Annotated in this window: 20 protein-coding genes; 9 read left to right on the top strand and 11 right to left on the bottom strand. The window is 61.8% G+C overall.

The window, feature by feature from the left end:
- Positions 1–2: 2 nt before the first annotated feature.
- The 4 genes from rarD to C8N43_RS11625 all read left to right on the top strand — a co-directional run bounded on the left by rarD (position 3) and on the right by C8N43_RS11625 (position 2,943).
- Positions 3–893: an EamA family transporter RarD gene (gene rarD / locus C8N43_RS11640; RefSeq protein ID WP_107846342.1), complete on the top strand. Its 891-nt coding sequence runs from the start codon at positions 3–5 to the stop codon at positions 891–893.
- Positions 893–1,537 carry an RluA family pseudouridine synthase gene (locus C8N43_RS11635; protein ID WP_107845756.1) on the top strand — a complete coding sequence of 215 codons (645 nt, stop codon included), beginning with the start codon at positions 893–895 and terminating at the stop codon, positions 1,535–1,537. Before rarD ends, C8N43_RS11635 begins: the two co-directional genes overlap by 1 nt.
- 81 nt (positions 1,538–1,618) lie before the next feature.
- On the top strand, positions 1,619–2,212 hold the full coding sequence (locus tag C8N43_RS11630; protein WP_107845755.1) for a hypothetical protein: 594 nt from the start codon (positions 1,619–1,621) through the stop codon (positions 2,210–2,212).
- An 80-nt stretch (positions 2,213–2,292) separates the two neighbouring features.
- Positions 2,293–2,943 (top strand): peroxiredoxin, encoded by a 651-nt coding sequence (locus C8N43_RS11625; protein ID WP_107845754.1) that lies wholly within the window; start codon positions 2,293–2,295, stop codon positions 2,941–2,943.
- Positions 2,944–3,071: 128 nt separating this feature from the next.
- Here the strand turns inward: C8N43_RS11625 and C8N43_RS11620 are convergent, their stop codons facing one another.
- The gene (locus tag C8N43_RS11620; RefSeq protein ID WP_107845753.1) at positions 3,072–3,629 is read right to left on the bottom strand and encodes a L,D-transpeptidase; all 558 of its coding nucleotides are present in this window, start codon (positions 3,627–3,629) and stop codon (positions 3,072–3,074) included.
- A 182-nt stretch (positions 3,630–3,811) separates the two neighbouring features.
- On the opposite strand from C8N43_RS11620, the gene C8N43_RS11615 reads away from it, so the two are divergent.
- Positions 3,812–4,315 (top strand): CIA30 family protein, encoded by a 504-nt coding sequence (locus C8N43_RS11615; protein ID WP_245912980.1) that lies wholly within the window; start codon positions 3,812–3,814, stop codon positions 4,313–4,315.
- 86 nt (positions 4,316–4,401) lie between these two features.
- Here the strand turns inward: C8N43_RS11615 and pnp are convergent, their stop codons facing one another.
- Both pnp and C8N43_RS11605 read right to left on the bottom strand, forming a co-directional pair.
- Positions 4,402–6,534, bottom strand: coding sequence for a polyribonucleotide nucleotidyltransferase (gene pnp, locus C8N43_RS11610; RefSeq protein WP_107845751.1), 2,133 nt, complete (start codon positions 6,532–6,534; stop codon positions 4,402–4,404).
- 161 nt (positions 6,535–6,695) lie between these two features.
- Positions 6,696–7,559, bottom strand: a complete 864-nt coding sequence (locus C8N43_RS11605) for a LysR family transcriptional regulator (RefSeq protein ID WP_211308584.1) — start codon at positions 7,557–7,559, stop codon at positions 6,696–6,698.
- A 99-nt stretch (positions 7,560–7,658) separates the two neighbouring features.
- Here C8N43_RS11605 and C8N43_RS11600 point away from each other — a divergent pair, with 99 nt between their 5' ends.
- A complete protein-coding gene (locus tag C8N43_RS11600) occupies positions 7,659–8,717 on the top strand; it encodes a sodium-dependent bicarbonate transport family permease (RefSeq protein ID WP_107845749.1) in 1,059 nt (352 codons plus the stop codon).
- 56 nt (positions 8,718–8,773) lie between these two features.
- Here C8N43_RS11600 and rpsO read toward each other — a convergent pair whose 3' ends face one another.
- On the bottom strand, positions 8,774–9,043 hold the full coding sequence (gene rpsO, locus C8N43_RS11595) for a 30S ribosomal protein S15 (protein ID WP_107845748.1): 270 nt from the start codon (positions 9,041–9,043) through the stop codon (positions 8,774–8,776).
- Positions 9,044–9,407: 364 nt separating this feature from the next.
- Between rpsO and C8N43_RS11590 the strand changes: the two genes are divergently transcribed.
- Complete coding sequence (locus C8N43_RS11590) at positions 9,408–10,595, top strand: calcium-binding protein (RefSeq protein ID WP_107845747.1); 1,188 nt, start codon at positions 9,408–9,410, stop codon at positions 10,593–10,595.
- A gap of 13 nt (positions 10,596–10,608) precedes the next feature.
- Here the strand turns inward: C8N43_RS11590 and C8N43_RS11585 are convergent, their stop codons facing one another.
- From C8N43_RS11585 to rbfA, 6 genes are all read right to left on the bottom strand, one after another.
- On the bottom strand, positions 10,609–11,514 hold the full coding sequence (locus tag C8N43_RS11585) for an alpha/beta fold hydrolase (protein WP_245912979.1): 906 nt from the start codon (positions 11,512–11,514) through the stop codon (positions 10,609–10,611).
- 17 nt (positions 11,515–11,531) lie between these two features.
- On the bottom strand, positions 11,532–12,041 hold the full coding sequence (locus C8N43_RS11580; RefSeq protein WP_107845746.1) for a DUF1643 domain-containing protein: 510 nt from the start codon (positions 12,039–12,041) through the stop codon (positions 11,532–11,534).
- Positions 12,042–12,073: 32 nt separating this feature from the next.
- Positions 12,074–12,559, bottom strand: a complete 486-nt coding sequence (locus C8N43_RS11575; RefSeq protein ID WP_107846340.1) for a hypothetical protein — start codon at positions 12,557–12,559, stop codon at positions 12,074–12,076.
- Between the two features lie 168 nt (positions 12,560–12,727).
- A complete protein-coding gene (gene truB / locus C8N43_RS11570) occupies positions 12,728–13,642 on the bottom strand; it encodes a tRNA pseudouridine(55) synthase TruB (RefSeq protein ID WP_107845745.1) in 915 nt (304 codons plus the stop codon).
- A 51-nt stretch (positions 13,643–13,693) separates the two neighbouring features.
- Positions 13,694–14,419, bottom strand: a complete 726-nt coding sequence (locus C8N43_RS11565; RefSeq protein WP_107845744.1) for a phosphodiester glycosidase family protein — start codon at positions 14,417–14,419, stop codon at positions 13,694–13,696.
- Complete coding sequence (rbfA, locus tag C8N43_RS11560; protein WP_107845743.1) at positions 14,406–14,819, bottom strand: 30S ribosome-binding factor RbfA; 414 nt, start codon at positions 14,817–14,819, stop codon at positions 14,406–14,408. The genes C8N43_RS11565 and rbfA overlap by 14 nt, the downstream gene beginning before the upstream one ends.
- A 78-nt stretch (positions 14,820–14,897) precedes the next feature.
- Here rbfA and dapB point away from each other — a divergent pair, with 78 nt between their 5' ends.
- Both dapB and C8N43_RS11550 read left to right on the top strand, forming a co-directional pair.
- Positions 14,898–15,698, top strand: coding sequence for a 4-hydroxy-tetrahydrodipicolinate reductase (gene dapB / locus C8N43_RS11555; RefSeq protein WP_107845742.1), 801 nt, complete (start codon positions 14,898–14,900; stop codon positions 15,696–15,698).
- A 68-nt stretch (positions 15,699–15,766) separates the two neighbouring features.
- Complete coding sequence (locus C8N43_RS11550; protein WP_107845741.1) at positions 15,767–16,132, top strand: dihydrodipicolinate reductase; 366 nt, start codon at positions 15,767–15,769, stop codon at positions 16,130–16,132.
- 21 nt (positions 16,133–16,153) lie between these two features.
- Here C8N43_RS11550 and C8N43_RS11545 read toward each other — a convergent pair whose 3' ends face one another.
- Positions 16,154–16,327 carry a DUF1674 domain-containing protein gene (locus C8N43_RS11545; protein WP_107845740.1) on the bottom strand — a complete coding sequence of 58 codons (174 nt, stop codon included), beginning with the start codon at positions 16,325–16,327 and terminating at the stop codon, positions 16,154–16,156.
- Between the last annotated feature and the right edge of the window lie 2 nt (positions 16,328–16,329).

Here is a 16,329-nt window from a genome sequence, read left to right as displayed (position 1 = left end):
GCATGGCGCAGGCAAGTGATCCTCCGGTCCAAGATGGCGACAGCGCGGCAGGGCTTGGCTTTGCCGTCAGCGCGTATTTTCTGTGGGGGTTCCTGCCCCTCTATATGAAGGCTTTGTCCCATGTGCCCGCGGTCGAGATCGTTGCCCATCGCGTGATCTGGTCTGTCCCCATCGCGGGGCTGGTCCTTGTCGTTTTGGGCCGCACGGCGGATATCCGGGCGGCGCTGGCCACGCCCTCTATGCTGGCGATGGGATGTGTCTCCGCAGCGCTGATCTCGATCAACTGGGGCATTTATATCTGGGCGATCGCTGAAGGTCAGACGTTGGAGGCGGCGCTGGGCTACTACATCAACCCTCTGTTCAGCGTGGCAATTGGGGCGATCATCCTGCGCGAACGGCTGACGCGGGCACAATGGGCGGCCATCGCGCTGGCCGCTGCTGCGGTGCTTGTGCTGACGCTGGATGCCGGGCGGTTGCCATGGGTTGCCATCGGGCTGACCGTCTCGTGGGGGCTTTATGCGTTGTGCAAGAAGTCGCTGCCCATAGGCCCAAATCAGGGCTTCCTGCTGGAGGTCCTGATCCTTGCGCCACTTGCCCTGGGCTATTGGGCTTTCATCGCGCAATCAGGTGACAGTCATTTCGACACCGACATGTGGATGCTTCTGGGCTGCGGGGTGGTGACGGCGGTGCCATTGCTATTCTACGCCAACGGCGCCAAGCGGTTGAAGCTGACCACTATCGCGATCCTGCAATATATCGCGCCGACAATGATCTTTCTGGTGGCGGTCTTCGTGTTCGGCGAGCCATTCGGCACCGCGCGCGCGATTGCCTTCCCGATGATCTGGGCGGCATTGGTTATGTACACGGTATCGATGCTGAGGGCGCGCAGATGATGGACGCTGACTACGCGCCGCCGGACGATCCGCTGGATATCCTTCACGAGGACGCCGAGCTGCTGGCGGTCAACAAGCCCGCCGGGCTACTTTCGGTGCCCGGTAAGGGCGCGCATCTGGCCGATTGTCTGATCGCGCGGGTGCAGGCGGTCTTTCCCATGGCCTTGCTGATCCACCGGCTCGACCGGGACACGTCAGGCGTCATGGTGTTTGCCCAGACCAAATCCGCCCAGCGGCATCTTGGCCTGCAATTCGAGAAGCGCCAGACCAAGAAAACCTACGTCGCGCGGGTGGCGGGCGAGGTGGCGGATAAAGAGGGCCTCATCTCTCTGCCACTGGTTGTCGATTGGCCGAACCGGCCATTGCAACATGTCGACTTTGTCACCGGCAAGGAGGCAGTGACCAATTGGCGGCGCTTGCGCGTCGAAGACGGCACGACGCGCATGCGGCTCATGCCCAAGACCGGGCGGTCGCATCAGCTGAGAGTGCATATGCAAGCCCTCGGCCACCCGATCTTGGGCGATCCGTTCTATTCCGACGATGCTGCGCGCTACCCGCGCATGATGCTGCACGCCGAGAGCCTGCGTCTGCGCCATCCGCAGGGTGGCCGCGGCATGCAGTTCAAGGCCAAGGCGCCTTTCTGAAAACTTCCCCTTCCCATTCTCAGCAAGACGCGGCACCCTACCGGCATTTGAAGCAGTCATTTTGAACGGAGGGAGCCGCCCATGAACGTCGGCGAAGGAATCAAGGCAAGCTCGATGAAACACTGGTCCCTGACGGGGCCGTCGCGCCTGGTGAAGGTGTTCAGCATCTCGGCGCGCAATTTCATGGGCAGCGAGAAGAACTCGAACAAAGATCACATTAGCGGCTACGTGACCGAGGAGCGGTACCTTTGGGGGCTGACCGCGACCGAGATCGAGATGAAGCTGGGTCTGCGCCCGTTCGAGTTGCGTCCTTTGGTCTATGTTTACGCGCTCGCGCGATTGCCGAGCTCTGACGAGGTGGAGTTCAAGTTCTCGGCCGGGTTTCCCGATGGCAAGCCCGTGGGGCAGGGGGCCGACAAGGACGCCTTTCACAAGGACATGATGCAGGCGCGGAAGGACTATGCGGACGGCAAGAACACCCATGGCCCGCAAGCGCGCTCGATGACGCCGGTGGTGCAGCTCTATGGTCCCGGCTCGTTCAAGATCCCGCAATGGAAGCTGATCGCCCCGGTGCCGGTGGGTCGCCAGATCGCGACCGTCAGCCCGACTATTGCATTTCCGCGCCCGAACGGATCGGTCAAGCCGTACACGCCACATAACCGTGGCGGGGTCTGAGGTCACGCCACCCCCTGTTAACGCAGGGGCCGCTCCCTTACATAGGGATTAACCGAGTCTCTCAAGAAAGGAGCGCTGCCATGGCATTGCGTATCAATGACACCATCCCCGACCTTACCGTCACCACCGATCAAGGCGAGATTTCACTGCATGATTGGGTGGGCGACAGCTGGGCTGTGATTTTCTCGCACCCCAAGGACTTCACGCCGGTCTGCACGACCGAGTTTGGTGCAGTCGCGCAGCTTGCCGATGAATGGGCCAAGCGCAACACCAAGGTTCTGGGCGTCTCGGTCGACGGGGTTGAGGATCACGTCAAATGGAAAGCCGACATCGAAAAGGTGGCGGAGGCGAAGGCCGAGTTCGCAATCGTCGCTGATGACGGGTTGGATATGGCCAAGGCCTTTGACATGCTGCCGTCCGAATACGTGCTGCCGGACGGGCGCACGCCCGCCGACAGTGCCACCGTGCGGTCCGTGTTCATCATCGGGCCGGACAAGCAGGTAAAATTGATGATGACCTACCCGATGACAGTCGGCCGCAACTTCGCCGAAATCATCCGTGCGCTGGACGGTTTGCAAATGTCTGCCAAGGGTGTAGCGACGCCTGCCAACTGGACGGTCGGCCAAGACGTGATTGTGCCGCCCGCAGTTTCGACCGAAGATGCGACCGCGAAATTTGGCGAGGTCACGACCGTGCTGCCTTACCTACGTACGGTGAAAGCACCCGGCTGATTTCTGTCAGGTCTGTTTACATCGCAAAGCCCGCTTCTGGCGGGCTTTGTTTTCTGTGGGCCAAGGTATCGGTGCAGGCGGCTTGACCGCCGTAGCTTGCCTTACAAGGGATGTCTGTCCGCGCGTGATTAGTGCAGGACCACCTTCGTGCCTTTGGGCACCCGCTGATACAAATGCGCGATATGCGCATTGGTCAGGCGCACGCACCCATTCGAGACGGCAGACCCGATGGTCCAGGGTGCGGATGTGCCGTGGATGCGCAGGAACGTGTCACCCCGACCCGGTGTAAACAGATACAGCGCGCGCGATCCAAGCGGGTTTTCCGGCCCACCGGGCATCCCATCTTCGAACTGCTTATAGGCCGCCGGATCCCGTTCGATCATGTCTTGGGTCGGCGTCCAGGATGGCCATTCCTTCTTGGCACCCACGGTGAACCTTCCGCTCTCGTAAAGGTCTGCCTTGCCGATGCCGCAGGCATAGCGCAGCGCGCGCCCCTCGGGCAGGGTCCAGTAAAGCGCGAAAGCGCGGGGATCGACGTGAATTTCGCCGGCCGGCAAATCGCCCTGAAGCGTAATCACGCGGGGCTTGTGTTCCTCGGGCATTGTCCAGCCCTTGCGCTGCGCCAAAGCGGGACTTGCCACCACGGCGGCAGCGGATGTGGTCAGAAATGTGCGGCGGTCGATCATTCTTATGTCCTCCTTACCCCTCTAAAACGTGACGAGAGGTGGCTTAGTTTCGTGACATTACCGGCGAATGTATGAAAAGGGCAATAACACGCGCGTGATCACGTGCCCTTGATCTTGGTCGTGGCCGATCCACCTCGCCACGTATGACGATGCAACACATTTTGACGGTGGCTCTGGCTGTGATGCAAGCTACCCCATTGCCCGCAGCGGAGGCGCAGATGCAGCTTGATCCAGATTGGGAATACGTGGCCGACGGCGTCATGGGAGGGGTGTCCCAAGGCCGCGCATCCAAGGCAGAAATCGCCGGGCGCGCTGCAATGCGGCTGACGGGACAGGTCTCGCTCGAGAACAATGGTGGCTTCGTTCAAATGGCTTTCGATCTGGGCGACGGGAGCTTCGATGCCAGCGCGTGGGACGGGATCGAGCTGCAGGTTTACGGAAATGACGAAGAGTATGATCTGCGCGTGCGCACCGACGAGCTGGAGCGTCCATGGCATTCCTTCCGCGCGGACTTTATCGCCCCGCCCAAGTGGACTACGATCCGCATCCCCTTCACCGCGTTTGAGCCGCATCGCACCGACAAAAGCTTCGATCCGGCACGGCTGCGCAGGATCGGCGTGCTAGCCATTGGCCGCGAGTTCGAGGCAGATGTCGCTGTCGCTACCGTCAGTTTCTATACGGAGTGACCCGGGCGTCGCACGGGGACGACGGATAGAAAAAAGCCCCGGGGTTTCCACCGGGGCCTTTCCAGTTCTTGATCTTGGTGGACGGCTTAGTCTGCCGTCTCTTCCTTCTTGATCTCTTCGCCGGTCTCCTGATCCACGACTTTCATCGACAGGCGGACCTTGCCGCGGTCGTCGAAGCCCAGCAGCTTGACCTTCACCTCTTGGCCCTCTTTCAGGACGTCCGAGGGGTGGTTCAGGCGGCGGTTCTCGATCTGGGAGACGTGCACCAGGCCGTCGCGCTTGCCGAAGAAGTTCACGAACGCGCCGAAGTCGACCAGTTTGACCACGGTGCCGGTGTAGATCACGCCTTCCTCGGGCTCTGCCACGATCGAGTGGATCATGTCATAGGCCTTCTTGATGGCCTCGCCGTTGGGGGACGCGATCTTGATGATGCCGTCGTCGTTGATGTCGACCTTGGCACCGGACACTTCCACGATCTCGCGGATGACCTTGCCGCCGGACCCGATCACTTCACGGATCTTGTCGGTGGGCACCTGCATCGTCTCGATGCGCGGGGCGTGCACGGAGAAGTCGGAAGCTTCCGACAGCGCCTTGTTCATCTCGCCCAGAATGTGCAGACGGCCTTCCTTGGCCTGTGCCAGGGCGGTCTTCATGATCTCGGGCGTGATGCCTGCGACCTTGATGTCCATCTGCAGCGAGGTGATGCCGTTCTCGGTACCGGCCACTTTGAAGTCCATGTCGCCGAGGTGATCCTCGTCGCCCAGGATGTCGGTCAGCACCGCGTAAGAGCCGTCATCTTCCAGGATCAGACCCATGGCGACACCGGCAACCGGCGCTTTCAGGGGCACACCCGCGTCCATCATCGACAGCGAGCCGCCGCAGACGGAGGCCATCGAGGAGGAGCCGTTGGATTCCGTGATCTCGGAGACCACGCGGATCGTGTAGGGGAAGTCGGTCGCGGCGGGCAGCACGGCTTGCAGCGCGCGCCATGCCAGCTTGCCGTGGCCGATCTCGCGGCGACCCGGAGGGCCGAAGCGGCCCACTTCGCCGACCGAGTACGGCGGGAAGTTGTAGTGCAGCAGGAAGTTCGACTTGTAGGTGCCCTGCAGGGCGTCGATCATCTGCTCGTCGTCGCCGGTGCCCAGCGTGGTCACGACCAGACCTTGGGTCTCGCCGCGGGTGAACAGCGCCGAGCCGTGGGTCCGGGGCAGCAGACCCACCTGGGACTCGATGGCCCGCACGGTGTCCAGCGCGCGCCCGTCGATGCGCTTCTTGTTCTTCACGACATCGCCGCGCAGCACGGTGGATTCGAGCTTCTTCAGTGCCGCGCCCAGGTTCTCATCCTCAAGCTGCTCTTCGCTCAGGCCCGCCTTGGCGGTTTCCTTCGCGGCAGAGACGGCCGCGGTGCGCTCTTGCTTGTCGGTGATCGCATAGGCTTCGCGCATGGCGGCTTCGCCCGAAGCTTTCACGGCTTCATAAAGCTCGGAATAATCCGGCGGCGTGAAGTCGAAGGGCTCTTTCGCGCAATCTTCCGCGAAGTCGATGATCAGGTCGATGGCCGGCTGGATCTGCTCATGGGCAAAGGTCACTGCGCCCAGCATCTCTTCCTCGGTCAGCTCGTAGGCTTCCGATTCCACCATCATCACGGCGTCTTTGGTGCCCGCCACAACCAGGTCGAGTCGCTGCTCGGGGTTGTTGCGCAGGTTGTGCATGTCGTCGAGTTCCGGGTTCAGGATGTACTCGCCATCCTCGTAGCCCACGCGGCAGCCCGCGATCGGGCCCATGAACGGCGCGCCCGAGATCGTCAGCGCGGCGGAGGCCGCGATCATCGCGACCATATCGGGGTCGTTGACCAGGTCGTGGGACAGCACGGTGCAGATCACCAGCACTTCGTTCTTGAAGCCGGGGACGAACAGCGGGCGGATCGGACGGTCGATCAGGCGCGAGGTCAGCGTCTCTTTTTCGGTCGGACGCGCTTCACGCTTGAAGAAGCCACCGGGGATTTTACCGGCGGCGTAGTATTTCTCGTTGTAGTGCACGGTCAGCGGAAAGAAGTCCTGCCCCGGCTTTTGCTCTTTGGCAAAGGTCACGGCGGCCATGACGGAGGTCTCGCCGTAGGTGGCAATGACGCAGCCGTCGGCTTGACGGGCAACCTTGCCGGTTTCGAGCGTCAGAGTTTCCTCACCCCACTCGATGGATTTTTTGGTCACATTAAACATGTATCGGATCCTTACAGGGAGCACTCCCGGCGTTCCGGGTCTCCCATTTCAATGGCGGCCCCATTGCCGCCGACCCCTATCCTCTGTGTGCGCCCGGGGTCCAAAGGCTTCACGTCTCAGATAGAGAGCGCATACAGGAGTTCGGACGCAATGGGAAGCGCTTAGGCCGGACCCTTCGCCGCATCCAGCAAGCCTGCCAGCAAAGGATGGGGGTAGCGCCGCCGCAGGGTCACGGCGAAGAAACGCTCCGACAGGTCCAGATCGAACGGCGCAGTCACAAGACGCCCGGCCTCAAGCTCGTCCGCGACCACGACGGACGGGGCCACGGCAATGCCCGCACCCGCGCGCGCCAGCAGGCGGACCATGGCCATATCGTCGACGTCGGCGACAATCCGGGGTGTCAGTTTCAGCCGATCCGCCAGCGCCATGAATCCCGCCCGAATATTCGTCTCGGTTGGCAGGATGAAGGGGGCATTCCGCATCAGCGCACCGAGCGTCTTGTGGCAAAGAAGCTCTGGCTTTCCATGCAGACCCACGGGCTGCTCTGCCACGCGGTGCGCAATGACGTCCTGACCTGCCGGAGGCTCGGTTGACAGGACCACGTCCAGCGCGAGGTCACGCAAGGCTGCAAGAAGCTGATCCGCGTCTCCGGATCGCAGGGTAATGTCGACGCCGTCCTGTCCCACCAACGGCGCGAGGAACTGCATCTGAAAGTTGCGTGACAGGGTCGATAGCGCCCCCACGCGCAACGGCGGCACCGCTTGCCCGCTGCGCTGCAATGTCGCCAGCAGCTCGTCGCCCGTCTCGAAAATGCGGTCGGCATGGTCGAGCGCGATGCGCCCTTCTTCCGTCAGCTCCAGCCGCCGACCGACCCGCTCGAACAACGGATGGGCCAGCCGCTCTTCCAGTTGCTTGATCTGGGTCGAGAGGGCGGATTGAGACACATTGAGCCGCTCGGCGGCGCGGGTGAGATTTCCCTCATGCGCGACCGCGCGGAAGTAACGAAGATGATGGTAATTCAACATATCCAGAAAATAGAACGTTCAATTCATAAAGATATATTTTTCTTCTATCAGACTGACGCTTATGTCCCGGTCAAGCCAAATTGATCGGAGACCGAAGCCATGGACTTGATCGTCGAAATCCTCACGACCATGGGCGCGCAGCTGCAAAAGCCAACGCTTGCCTTCTTGATCGGGGGTATGATGCTGGCCGCTCTCGGCTCCAAGCTGGAAGTGCCCGAGCCCGTCTACAAATTTGTGGTCATGCTTTTGCTGCTGAAGGTCGGTATCGGCGCTGGCATATCTGTGCGAGAGGCGGATCTTGTCTCGCTTGCCGTCCCCGCCTTGGCGGCGGCCATTGTCGGCATTGCGATTGTGCTGCTGGGTGCGCGGACGCTGGTGCGCCTGCGCGGCGTCAGTCCGATGGACGGGATGGCGACCGCGGGTTTGTTCGGCGCGGTGTCCGCATCTACGCTCGCGGCCTCCATGGCGGTTCTCGACGGCGAAGGGATCGTATATGAAGGCTTCATCGGTGCGCTCTACCCGTTCATGGATATCGCGGCGTTGGTCACAGCGATTGTGCTGGCGAAGTTAAGCGCGCAGCGGAAGACAGCCGCGTCTGTCCAAGGCGGGACACTGACGATGGGCGGCGGTAGGAGCGGCACGTCGGGCGGTTTCGACGGCGGGCTGATCAAATCGATCCTCGTTGATACGTTCCGCAGTTCTGCCATCTCCGCGCTGTTGTTGGGTCTGGCGCTGGGCGTGTTCGCGCGACCGGAAGCGGTATACGAGAGCTTCTACGAGCCACTCTTCAGGGGCCTCTTGTCGATCCTGATGCTGGTCATGGGCATGGAGGCATGGTCGCGCCTGTCGGAGATGCGCAAGGTCGCCCGTGCTTACGTGCTATACGGTCTGACCGCGCCGATTATCCACGGGCTGCTGGGGTTCGGCGCCGGGCTGGTCGCCCATCACCTGACGGGCTTCTCCGCCGGGGGTGTCGTGCTGTTGTCGGTGATGGCAGCGTCAAGCTCTGACATCTCTGGCCCACCGACAATGCGCGGCGCGCTGCCAGAGGCGAACCCGTCAGCCTATGTCGGCACCTCGACCGGCCTCGGCACGCCCGTGGCGATCCTGTCGATCCCGCTGTTCATGGCGCTGGCCGATTTCTTCATCGGTTTCTGAGGCGCAAAGAAAAAGGGGCCCTGCGGGGCCCCTTCAACATGGTGCGATACAGGCGCTTAGCGGCGAATGCCAAGACGCTTGATCAGGTCCTGATAGCGCGCGTCATCCTTGCCCTTGGTGTAATCCAGCAGCTTGCGGCGCTGAGCCACCATTTTCAGAAGACCACGGCGACCGTGGTTGTCTTTCTTGTGGGTCTTGAAGTGCTCGGTCAGGGTGTTGATGCGCGATGTGAGGATCGCAACCTGAACTTCGGGCGAACCGGTGTCGCCGTCCTTGGTTGCAAATTCCTTCATCAGGCGTGCTTTTTCGTCAGCAGTGATCGACATCGGGGTCTCCTTCAAAGGTTAAAGGTTATGGCGCGAGCCGGGATGTCGTCCAGCAAGGCCCGTGGAGCTCCGTGCTCGCGTACGAGCCGGATGCGGGCGTATAGGCAATATCGAATGGCTTGGAAAGCCTGATTCTTTCTCCAAGGCGTCCTGGCTCACAGTAAGGCCCCGGAAATCGTTAATTTTTTAACCAAACGCGTCGGACAAAAGCGCGGGCTGAGGTCAGTTGTTTTGCCTCGGGAAACAACGGCAAAAGAAAGTGCAAATTAAGGCTAAAAGATGGCGAAATAGCTGGCCGTGCGACGACTGCCTGACCTAAGATATTACCAGATGTTTAATTCTTGTTCCTCGGGGGAGTGAAACCATGTTTGGAGTCGTAGGCTTATTGGCCTTGGTCGGTGCGTTGGCGGAAGTGTTCAACGATGATGACAATAACACCTCGCCAGAGCCGCCAGAGCCCCCCGTGGGCCCTGAAGTCAACGAAATCGACGGCACCAACGGCGAAGACCTGCTTCTGGGAACGCTCGATGTCGACCTGATCCAGGGCAATGGCGGCGATGACGAGATCTCCGGACTCGCTGGTGACGACACGCTCGCGGGTGGTCAGGGCAATGACACGATCCGCGGCGGCGAAGGCCAGGACCTGATTCTGGGCGGCGTCGGGACCGACACGCTGGAAGGCGGATCGGACAATGACACCATTCAGGGTGGTGGCAATTCCGACAATATCCGCGGCGGCAGCGGCGATGATATCATCCTCGGGGAGAACGGGGGCGATACGCTTCAGGGCGACGGCGGCTCGGACGTGCTGGCTGGCGGCGCGGGCGAGGATCTGGTCGCAGGCGGGGCCGGGGACGATTTCGTGGATGGTGGCGATGGCGATGATGACGTGCGCGGTGGCGTCGGCAATGACGTGATCAGCGGCGGTCTTGGCGCCGACCAGATGAGCGGCGGGCAGGGCAACGACATCCTCACTGGTGTTTTTGACACGGACCTGCCCTTTGGCCCGCTGGAGGAAGACGCGGGCGACACCATGTTCGGCAACGAGGGCAACGATTTCTTCTTCATCGGCTCCTCCGACACCGCAACCGGCGGCGAGGGATCGGACCGGTTCGCGACGGGCACCTTCGTGCGCCCGGGCGAGGCTGGCGTTGTCACGGATTTTGACGCGGACGAAGACACCATTCAGGTGCATTATGACGGCTCTGCAGGCGACGCGCCCGAAATCAGTGTGGTCGCAAATGCCGATGGTTCCGCCAACATCCTGATGGGCGAGCAAATCGTTTTGACGGTCACCACCCCCGGTGATCTGGCCGCCGAAGATATCCTGATCGTCAAAACGCTGACTTTCTCGGATGCGGATACAGGGCTGGTCTTCCCGGAAGTTCCCGAAGCCGTGACGGACGAGGTCGCTGAAGAAGTCGCCGCTGATCCATCAGAGACCGCGCCCGAGACCATGGCGGACGAGGTTGCCGACGCGCCAGAGGCCGTTGACGTGCAAGTCGCGGTCGCAAGTTCGACCAATCCTCAGACCGAGGCCGCCGCGGCCTAAACCCGAACGTACCTCAGACGGTTCTGAAAAAGGCCCCGAAGCAGTCGATCACTGCTTCGGGGTTTTCTTCCATAACGAAATGCCCACTGACGCAGGATTGGTCGGTCACAACCTCGGCCCAGGCTCGCCACAGGGCGGCGGGGTCCCCGGTCTGCCCCGGAAATCCGCCCTCCGCCCAGAGGAACCGCAAAGGCGCCGTGATCTTGCGGCCCGCCTCCCGGTCTGCCTCGTCGAGGGCACGGTCCAAATACGCCCCGGCGCGGTAGTCGGCGCACATCGCGTGGATGCGCGCCGGATCGCGGGCCTGCACACGGTAGCTTTCCAAGGCCGCCGTTGGAAATATCTCGAGCGACTTGGCGTTCGTCCAGCTCTTAAGCGTATGGTCAATATAGGCGACGGGGTCGGCATTGATCATCCGCTCTGGCACGGGATGTGGCTGTGCGAGGAAGGTCCAGTGGTAGCCTTTCAGGGCCAGATCAGCGCCCCAGGCGCGCCAGAAATCCCCCGTCGGTACGATCTCTATGATCCCAAGCCGGTCCAGTCGCTCGGGGTGATCCAGCGCGAACCGGTAAGCCACGCGCCCGCCGCGATCGTGCCCAAGGACATGGGCGCGCTTGATCTCCAAGGCATCCAGGATGCCCACCAGATCCAATGCCATGCGCCGCTTGGAGTATGTGCTGTGATCGTGGCTGTCATCGTGCGGCGCATCGCTGTCTCCATAGCCCCGCAAATCGGGGATGATGCAGGTGAAGTCCTGCGTAAAGCTCGGCGCGATATTGGCCCAGCACATGTGGTTCTGCGGGTATCCATGAAGCATCACAAGCGCGGGGCCGGACCCACCGATATGAACGGACAGGCCAACGCCATCCACCTCGATCCTGCGCTTTGCGAACCCGGGGATCATGGATTTCTCTGCCATGCTGGCCTCCTTCTTGGTTATGCGACCCACAGCTCCGGCTGCTGTGCATAGGAAATATACAGCGGGTGCTTGGGATGCCCGGCCTTGCTGAGACCCAGATGGTAGAGCGGATCGCCCGTGGCGCGCATCAGGCGCTCGACGTCTGGCCCGCGATCAAGATGCGCACCATGGATGCCCCAGGCGCAGACCACCATGTCGCCCCAGCCACAGGCCTCTACGATTGCATCGTCGTTGGCCGGGCCCACTGGCTCGGGCGCCTTGCGCATTTTGAAAGGGTCGGTGTCGCGCCACGCGAAGATGTTGCAGACACGGAACGCGCCGAAACCCAGCGCGCGTGCGCGGCGCTCGCACCGCTCAACCGTGGGGTCGTTTTGCACCTCCGTCGCGGTGGACGGGTTCAACATCACAAAGGCGACCTTGCGGCCGCCTTCGTCCCATATGCGGGTCAGGGCGTAGCGGTAGCGTTCGCAATCAGAGTAGATCGCCGTCGAAGCCGCGTCGCCCTTGAGATGTGTGCGCGTGATCATGGGCCGGGTTGTGCCAGCCCATGTGCATGGCTTCAAGCCTCCGCGCGTTTCGAGAATGGCCCGCGTTCGATGACGTAGACGGCGACTAGAGCGTAGACGATATGTCCCCAAAGTGCGACCCAGGTGATCCCGGTAAAGCCCAGAAACGGCTTGTTGCCCGCGATCAGATGCGCGACGCCATAGAGCGCAAAGACCCAAAGGCCGATGCCGTAGACGGTTGCGGTGATCGCCCAATGCAGGCCCGGCATGATCTTCTGCTGGATGGGTTTGGCGACAAGCAGGTAGCCCAGCGTGTAGACGAACAGGCCCGTTAAAATGTGCATGATATCGCCCGCGCCTTTCGGGATGTCCCCAAGGACGGTTTTCAGCGTTGCGGTCGCCAGCCCGACCGGGGCGAGTTTGGAAAACCCGAACGCCGGAGACAGGCCCTGTCCAAAGAGATCAAAGGCGACAGTGGCGAGCCCTCCTGCAAGCAGGACGGTCCAGATTTGGTGAGAGATGTTGGTTTGCGTGGTCATGGTAAGCTCCAGAATGTTGCGTTGGAACCTTTGTGCAAAATCGGTGCGCATACGAACAGATACCTCACGCGAATGCGTGATCTGCGCGCCTGTATCGTGAGAACTGTAACAATTCGGGCGGTTTTTGTGAAACAAACGCCCACTTCCCCGTGAGTTCGGAACCGATTGTTACAGAATTGCCTTTACGAACACTCTCGCAGGATGCAATTCGCCTGCCTTAAACCGGCCAACCGCGACCGCTTCGCCGTTCAGCGACGCCCAGCATTCATCGCCGTATTCAAGCCCGGTTGCGATCACGATGCCCGGATTGCCATTGCGCATCCTGGCCGCGCCCGCTTCTGTCGTTGGCACTTCCGGCAGGTCGGCCAGCCCGATCTCCAGCGGGCCGAGGAAGTCGAGCACACCGTCGGTCTTCGCCACGGCCTCGATTTCATCGAGCGTCACGGCATCCTCGATATCGAACGGTCCTGACCAGATGCGCCGCAGCTCACGCACATGGCCGTGGCAGCCAAGCGCCTCGCCCAGATCACGCGCGATCGAGCGCACGTATCCGCCCTTGCCACATGTCATTTCCAGCGTCACATGATCCGGATCCGGCCGCGCGACCAGTTTCAGCTCTTCGACGAAGAGCGGACGCGCGGCGATCTCCATCTCTTCGCCGTCGCGGGCCCGTTTGTAGGCACGCTCCCCGTCAATCTTCACCGCGGAGAATTGCGGCGGCACCTGCATGATGTCGCCCGTGAAGGCGGGCAGGGCCGCCTCGATCTCGGCATCCGTCGGGCGGGCATCGCTTTCGGCGATCACTTCGCCCTCTGCGTCGTCGGTGTTGGTGGCTTGTCCCAGTCGCACGGTGAAAAGGTAAGCCTTCATTGCGTCCGTCACGAAGGGCACTGTCTTGGTCGCTTCGCCTAGTGCAATGGCCAGAACGCCGGTCGCATCCGGATCGAGCGTGCCCGCGTGACCCGCTTTCTTGGCGTCAAACGCCCAGCGGACCTTGCCCACGACATTGGTCGAGGTGATCCCGGCAGGCTTGTCGATCACCACCCATCCGGAAATGTCGCGGCCCTTTTTGCGGCGTGCCATTGTCATGCTCCATTGTCTGAGCGGCGGGTCTAGAGCGCCGCGCGCCGGGCTTCAATCCCTCGCGCGCACCTGCCCGATGATCGGGCCCATCCGGCTGCCGCCATCCGAACGTCCCAACTCCGGCGCGTGCAGCCGTGAGATCGAGCCATCGAGAAACAGCGCATTGGGGCTGTCGAGCACATCGCGAAAGAGCGTGGCGAAGTCATGGAACCGCACAAACCCATTGGAGATCGCGAAATGGGTTCGCCCCGCACGGTCCACGCCCACGCCATTGCGCCGCTTTCGCGAGGTACTGTCGGGTAGAAACCTTGGATGCAGTTTGCCGTTGATGACCAGCATCGGCCCGGATTGCGTGGCGATGCGGCACTTGGGCGGGTTGGCAGCAAAGGCGCGGCTTTCGATCACGCGGGCCTTGCCGCCTGAGACGCAGAACACACCGTTCGGCAGCAGCCCGAAATTGCCCGGTCCCGCGCGGGTGACGATCGGGGCCTTCTGCTTGAACTCCGATATATATAGACCCACCGCGCGGCGATCCTCATGGTACATTCCGGCGTTCATCGCAAAGCGCAGCTCTTTGCCCTGCGCGGCGAGCATGTCCTCCAACGCGAAGAACTCGCCGATGACGCCCCGGTCGTCGTCCAGCCACAACCCGATGGACGACGCATCCTCCGCCGTGCAGACCGTGTAGCTATGTCCGAGATGGTCGATATTGCGGCAGGCCTCCGCCGTGCCGATCAGCGCGAACAGCGCCGCGATTGCGGCCTTAAGCCTCGTCATCAAGGCCTGGGGCCAAGTCGCGTTGCACGGCCTCGCTTGAGAACAGCCGCTTGGTCTCATCCATCCGGTCGAACGTGTCATCGAGGATGAACCGCAGGTCCGGTGAGTGCTTCAGCGCGATCTTCTTGGTGATCAGCCGTCGCAGTTCGCCCTTGTTGCGTGCCAGTGCCGCCAGCGCATCTTCCTTTTGGTCGCCACCCAGCGGCAGAACATAAGCGGTCGCGATTTTCAGATCGGGCGTCACGCGCACTTCGGAGACCGTGATCGACATACGGTTCAGGTCAGGGTCATGCACATCCCCGCGCGCCAGGATCTCGGCCATGGAGCGGCGGATCAGCTCGCCGACGCGCAGCATGCGCTGCGAAGGGCCTGCACCCGCGAAGTTGGATTTCTTTGCCATACGCTCGCACTTAAGGCCCTTGCACGGGCGGTGCAACCGGTCCTACATCGCCCGCAACGCTTTATGTGGGAGCACAGTATGACACGTATCGTCATCATGGGCGCCTCTGGCCGGATGGGCCAGATGCTGATCGAGACCATCAACCGTTCGGACAACGCGACCCTCGTGGGCGCTACCGAGCGGCCCGGTCACGCATGGGTCGGACGGGACCTTGGCGTTGCGATGGGTGGTGTCGAGACAGGTGTGCCCGTAGTCGACGATGCGCGTGATATCCTTGCAGGCGCCGATGCAGTGATCGACTTTACCAGCCCCGCGACAACGGTGGCGCTGGCAGACGTCGCGGCGCAGGCGGGTGTGGTCCATGTGATCGGAACCACCGGGCTGTCGGAGGATGATATCGCAGCCTTGGAGCAGATGCCTGACACGGCCAAAATCGTGCGGGCGGGCAACATGAGCCTTGGCGTGAACCTTCTGGTGCAACTGACCAAGAAAGTCGCCGCCGCGCTGGACGAGGATTTCGATATCGAGATCGTAGAGGCGCATCACCGGCACAAGGTCGACGCGCCGTCCGGCACGGCCCTGATGCTGGGCGAGGCCGCCGCCGAGGGGCGCGGCGTCGCGCTGAAGGACGTCAAGGACAGCGGGCGCGACGGCATCACCGGGGCACGCAAACGCGGGGATATCGGTTTCGCCGCCCTCCGTGGCGGGGATGTAGTGGGCGAGCACGACGTGATTTTTGCGGCCGACGGCGAGCGCATCGTCTTGCGCCATCTCGCGACAGACCGCGCGATCTTTGCGCGCGGCGCGGTGAAAGCGGCGGTCTGGGCGCAAGACAAGCAGCCAGGGCACTACAATATGCTGGACGTGCTGGGGCTTTGATCCGCGACGGAGTGATCCAAAAAGCGGCGTGTCGCGTAATATTTCCATAGCTTTGGGAGAACCACGCCATGTCATTCTATCGCTCCGCCTGCATCGCAGCCGCAATCGCTCTTCCCGCATCTGCAACTGCGGCCTCTGAAGGGTTCGAGAAGATCAGCACCAAGTCCCAATTCATGCAGGTCGTCAAAGGCAAGGACCTGACAATGCTTGGAATTTCGGTAAACGTGTCCTCCGACGGCGATATCGGGGGTAAGGCCTATGGCCGCAAGGTGGACGGCAAATGGAATTGGAAAGACGGCTACTTCTGCCGTGATCTGTTCTGGGGCGAGATGGACCTTGGACCAAATTGCCAAGAGGTCCGGGTCAATGGTGACGTGATCCGGTTTCAGTCTGATCGCGGCACGGGACGGTATGCTGACCTACGGATGCGCTAGAATCCGCCGAACTTCCGCGTCCTAGAAATCGATCGCGATTCCCTTCTTTTCCCAGTCGCCGTATCGGACCGGTTCCGGTCCGTCGCGTCCGCCCAGCTCTTTTGGAAGCTCAAGCGCTTTTTCTTTTTTCTTGCGCTCGGCGGCTTCGGCCAGCGCGCGCTGTGCTGCGGGGGGAAGATCGTCGCGCTCGTCCATGT

This window comes from Litoreibacter ponti, from assembly GCF_003054285.1.
Taxonomy (GTDB): domain Bacteria; phylum Pseudomonadota; class Alphaproteobacteria; order Rhodobacterales; family Rhodobacteraceae; genus Litoreibacter; species Litoreibacter ponti.
This window is presented reverse-complemented; position numbering and strand designations above follow the sequence as displayed.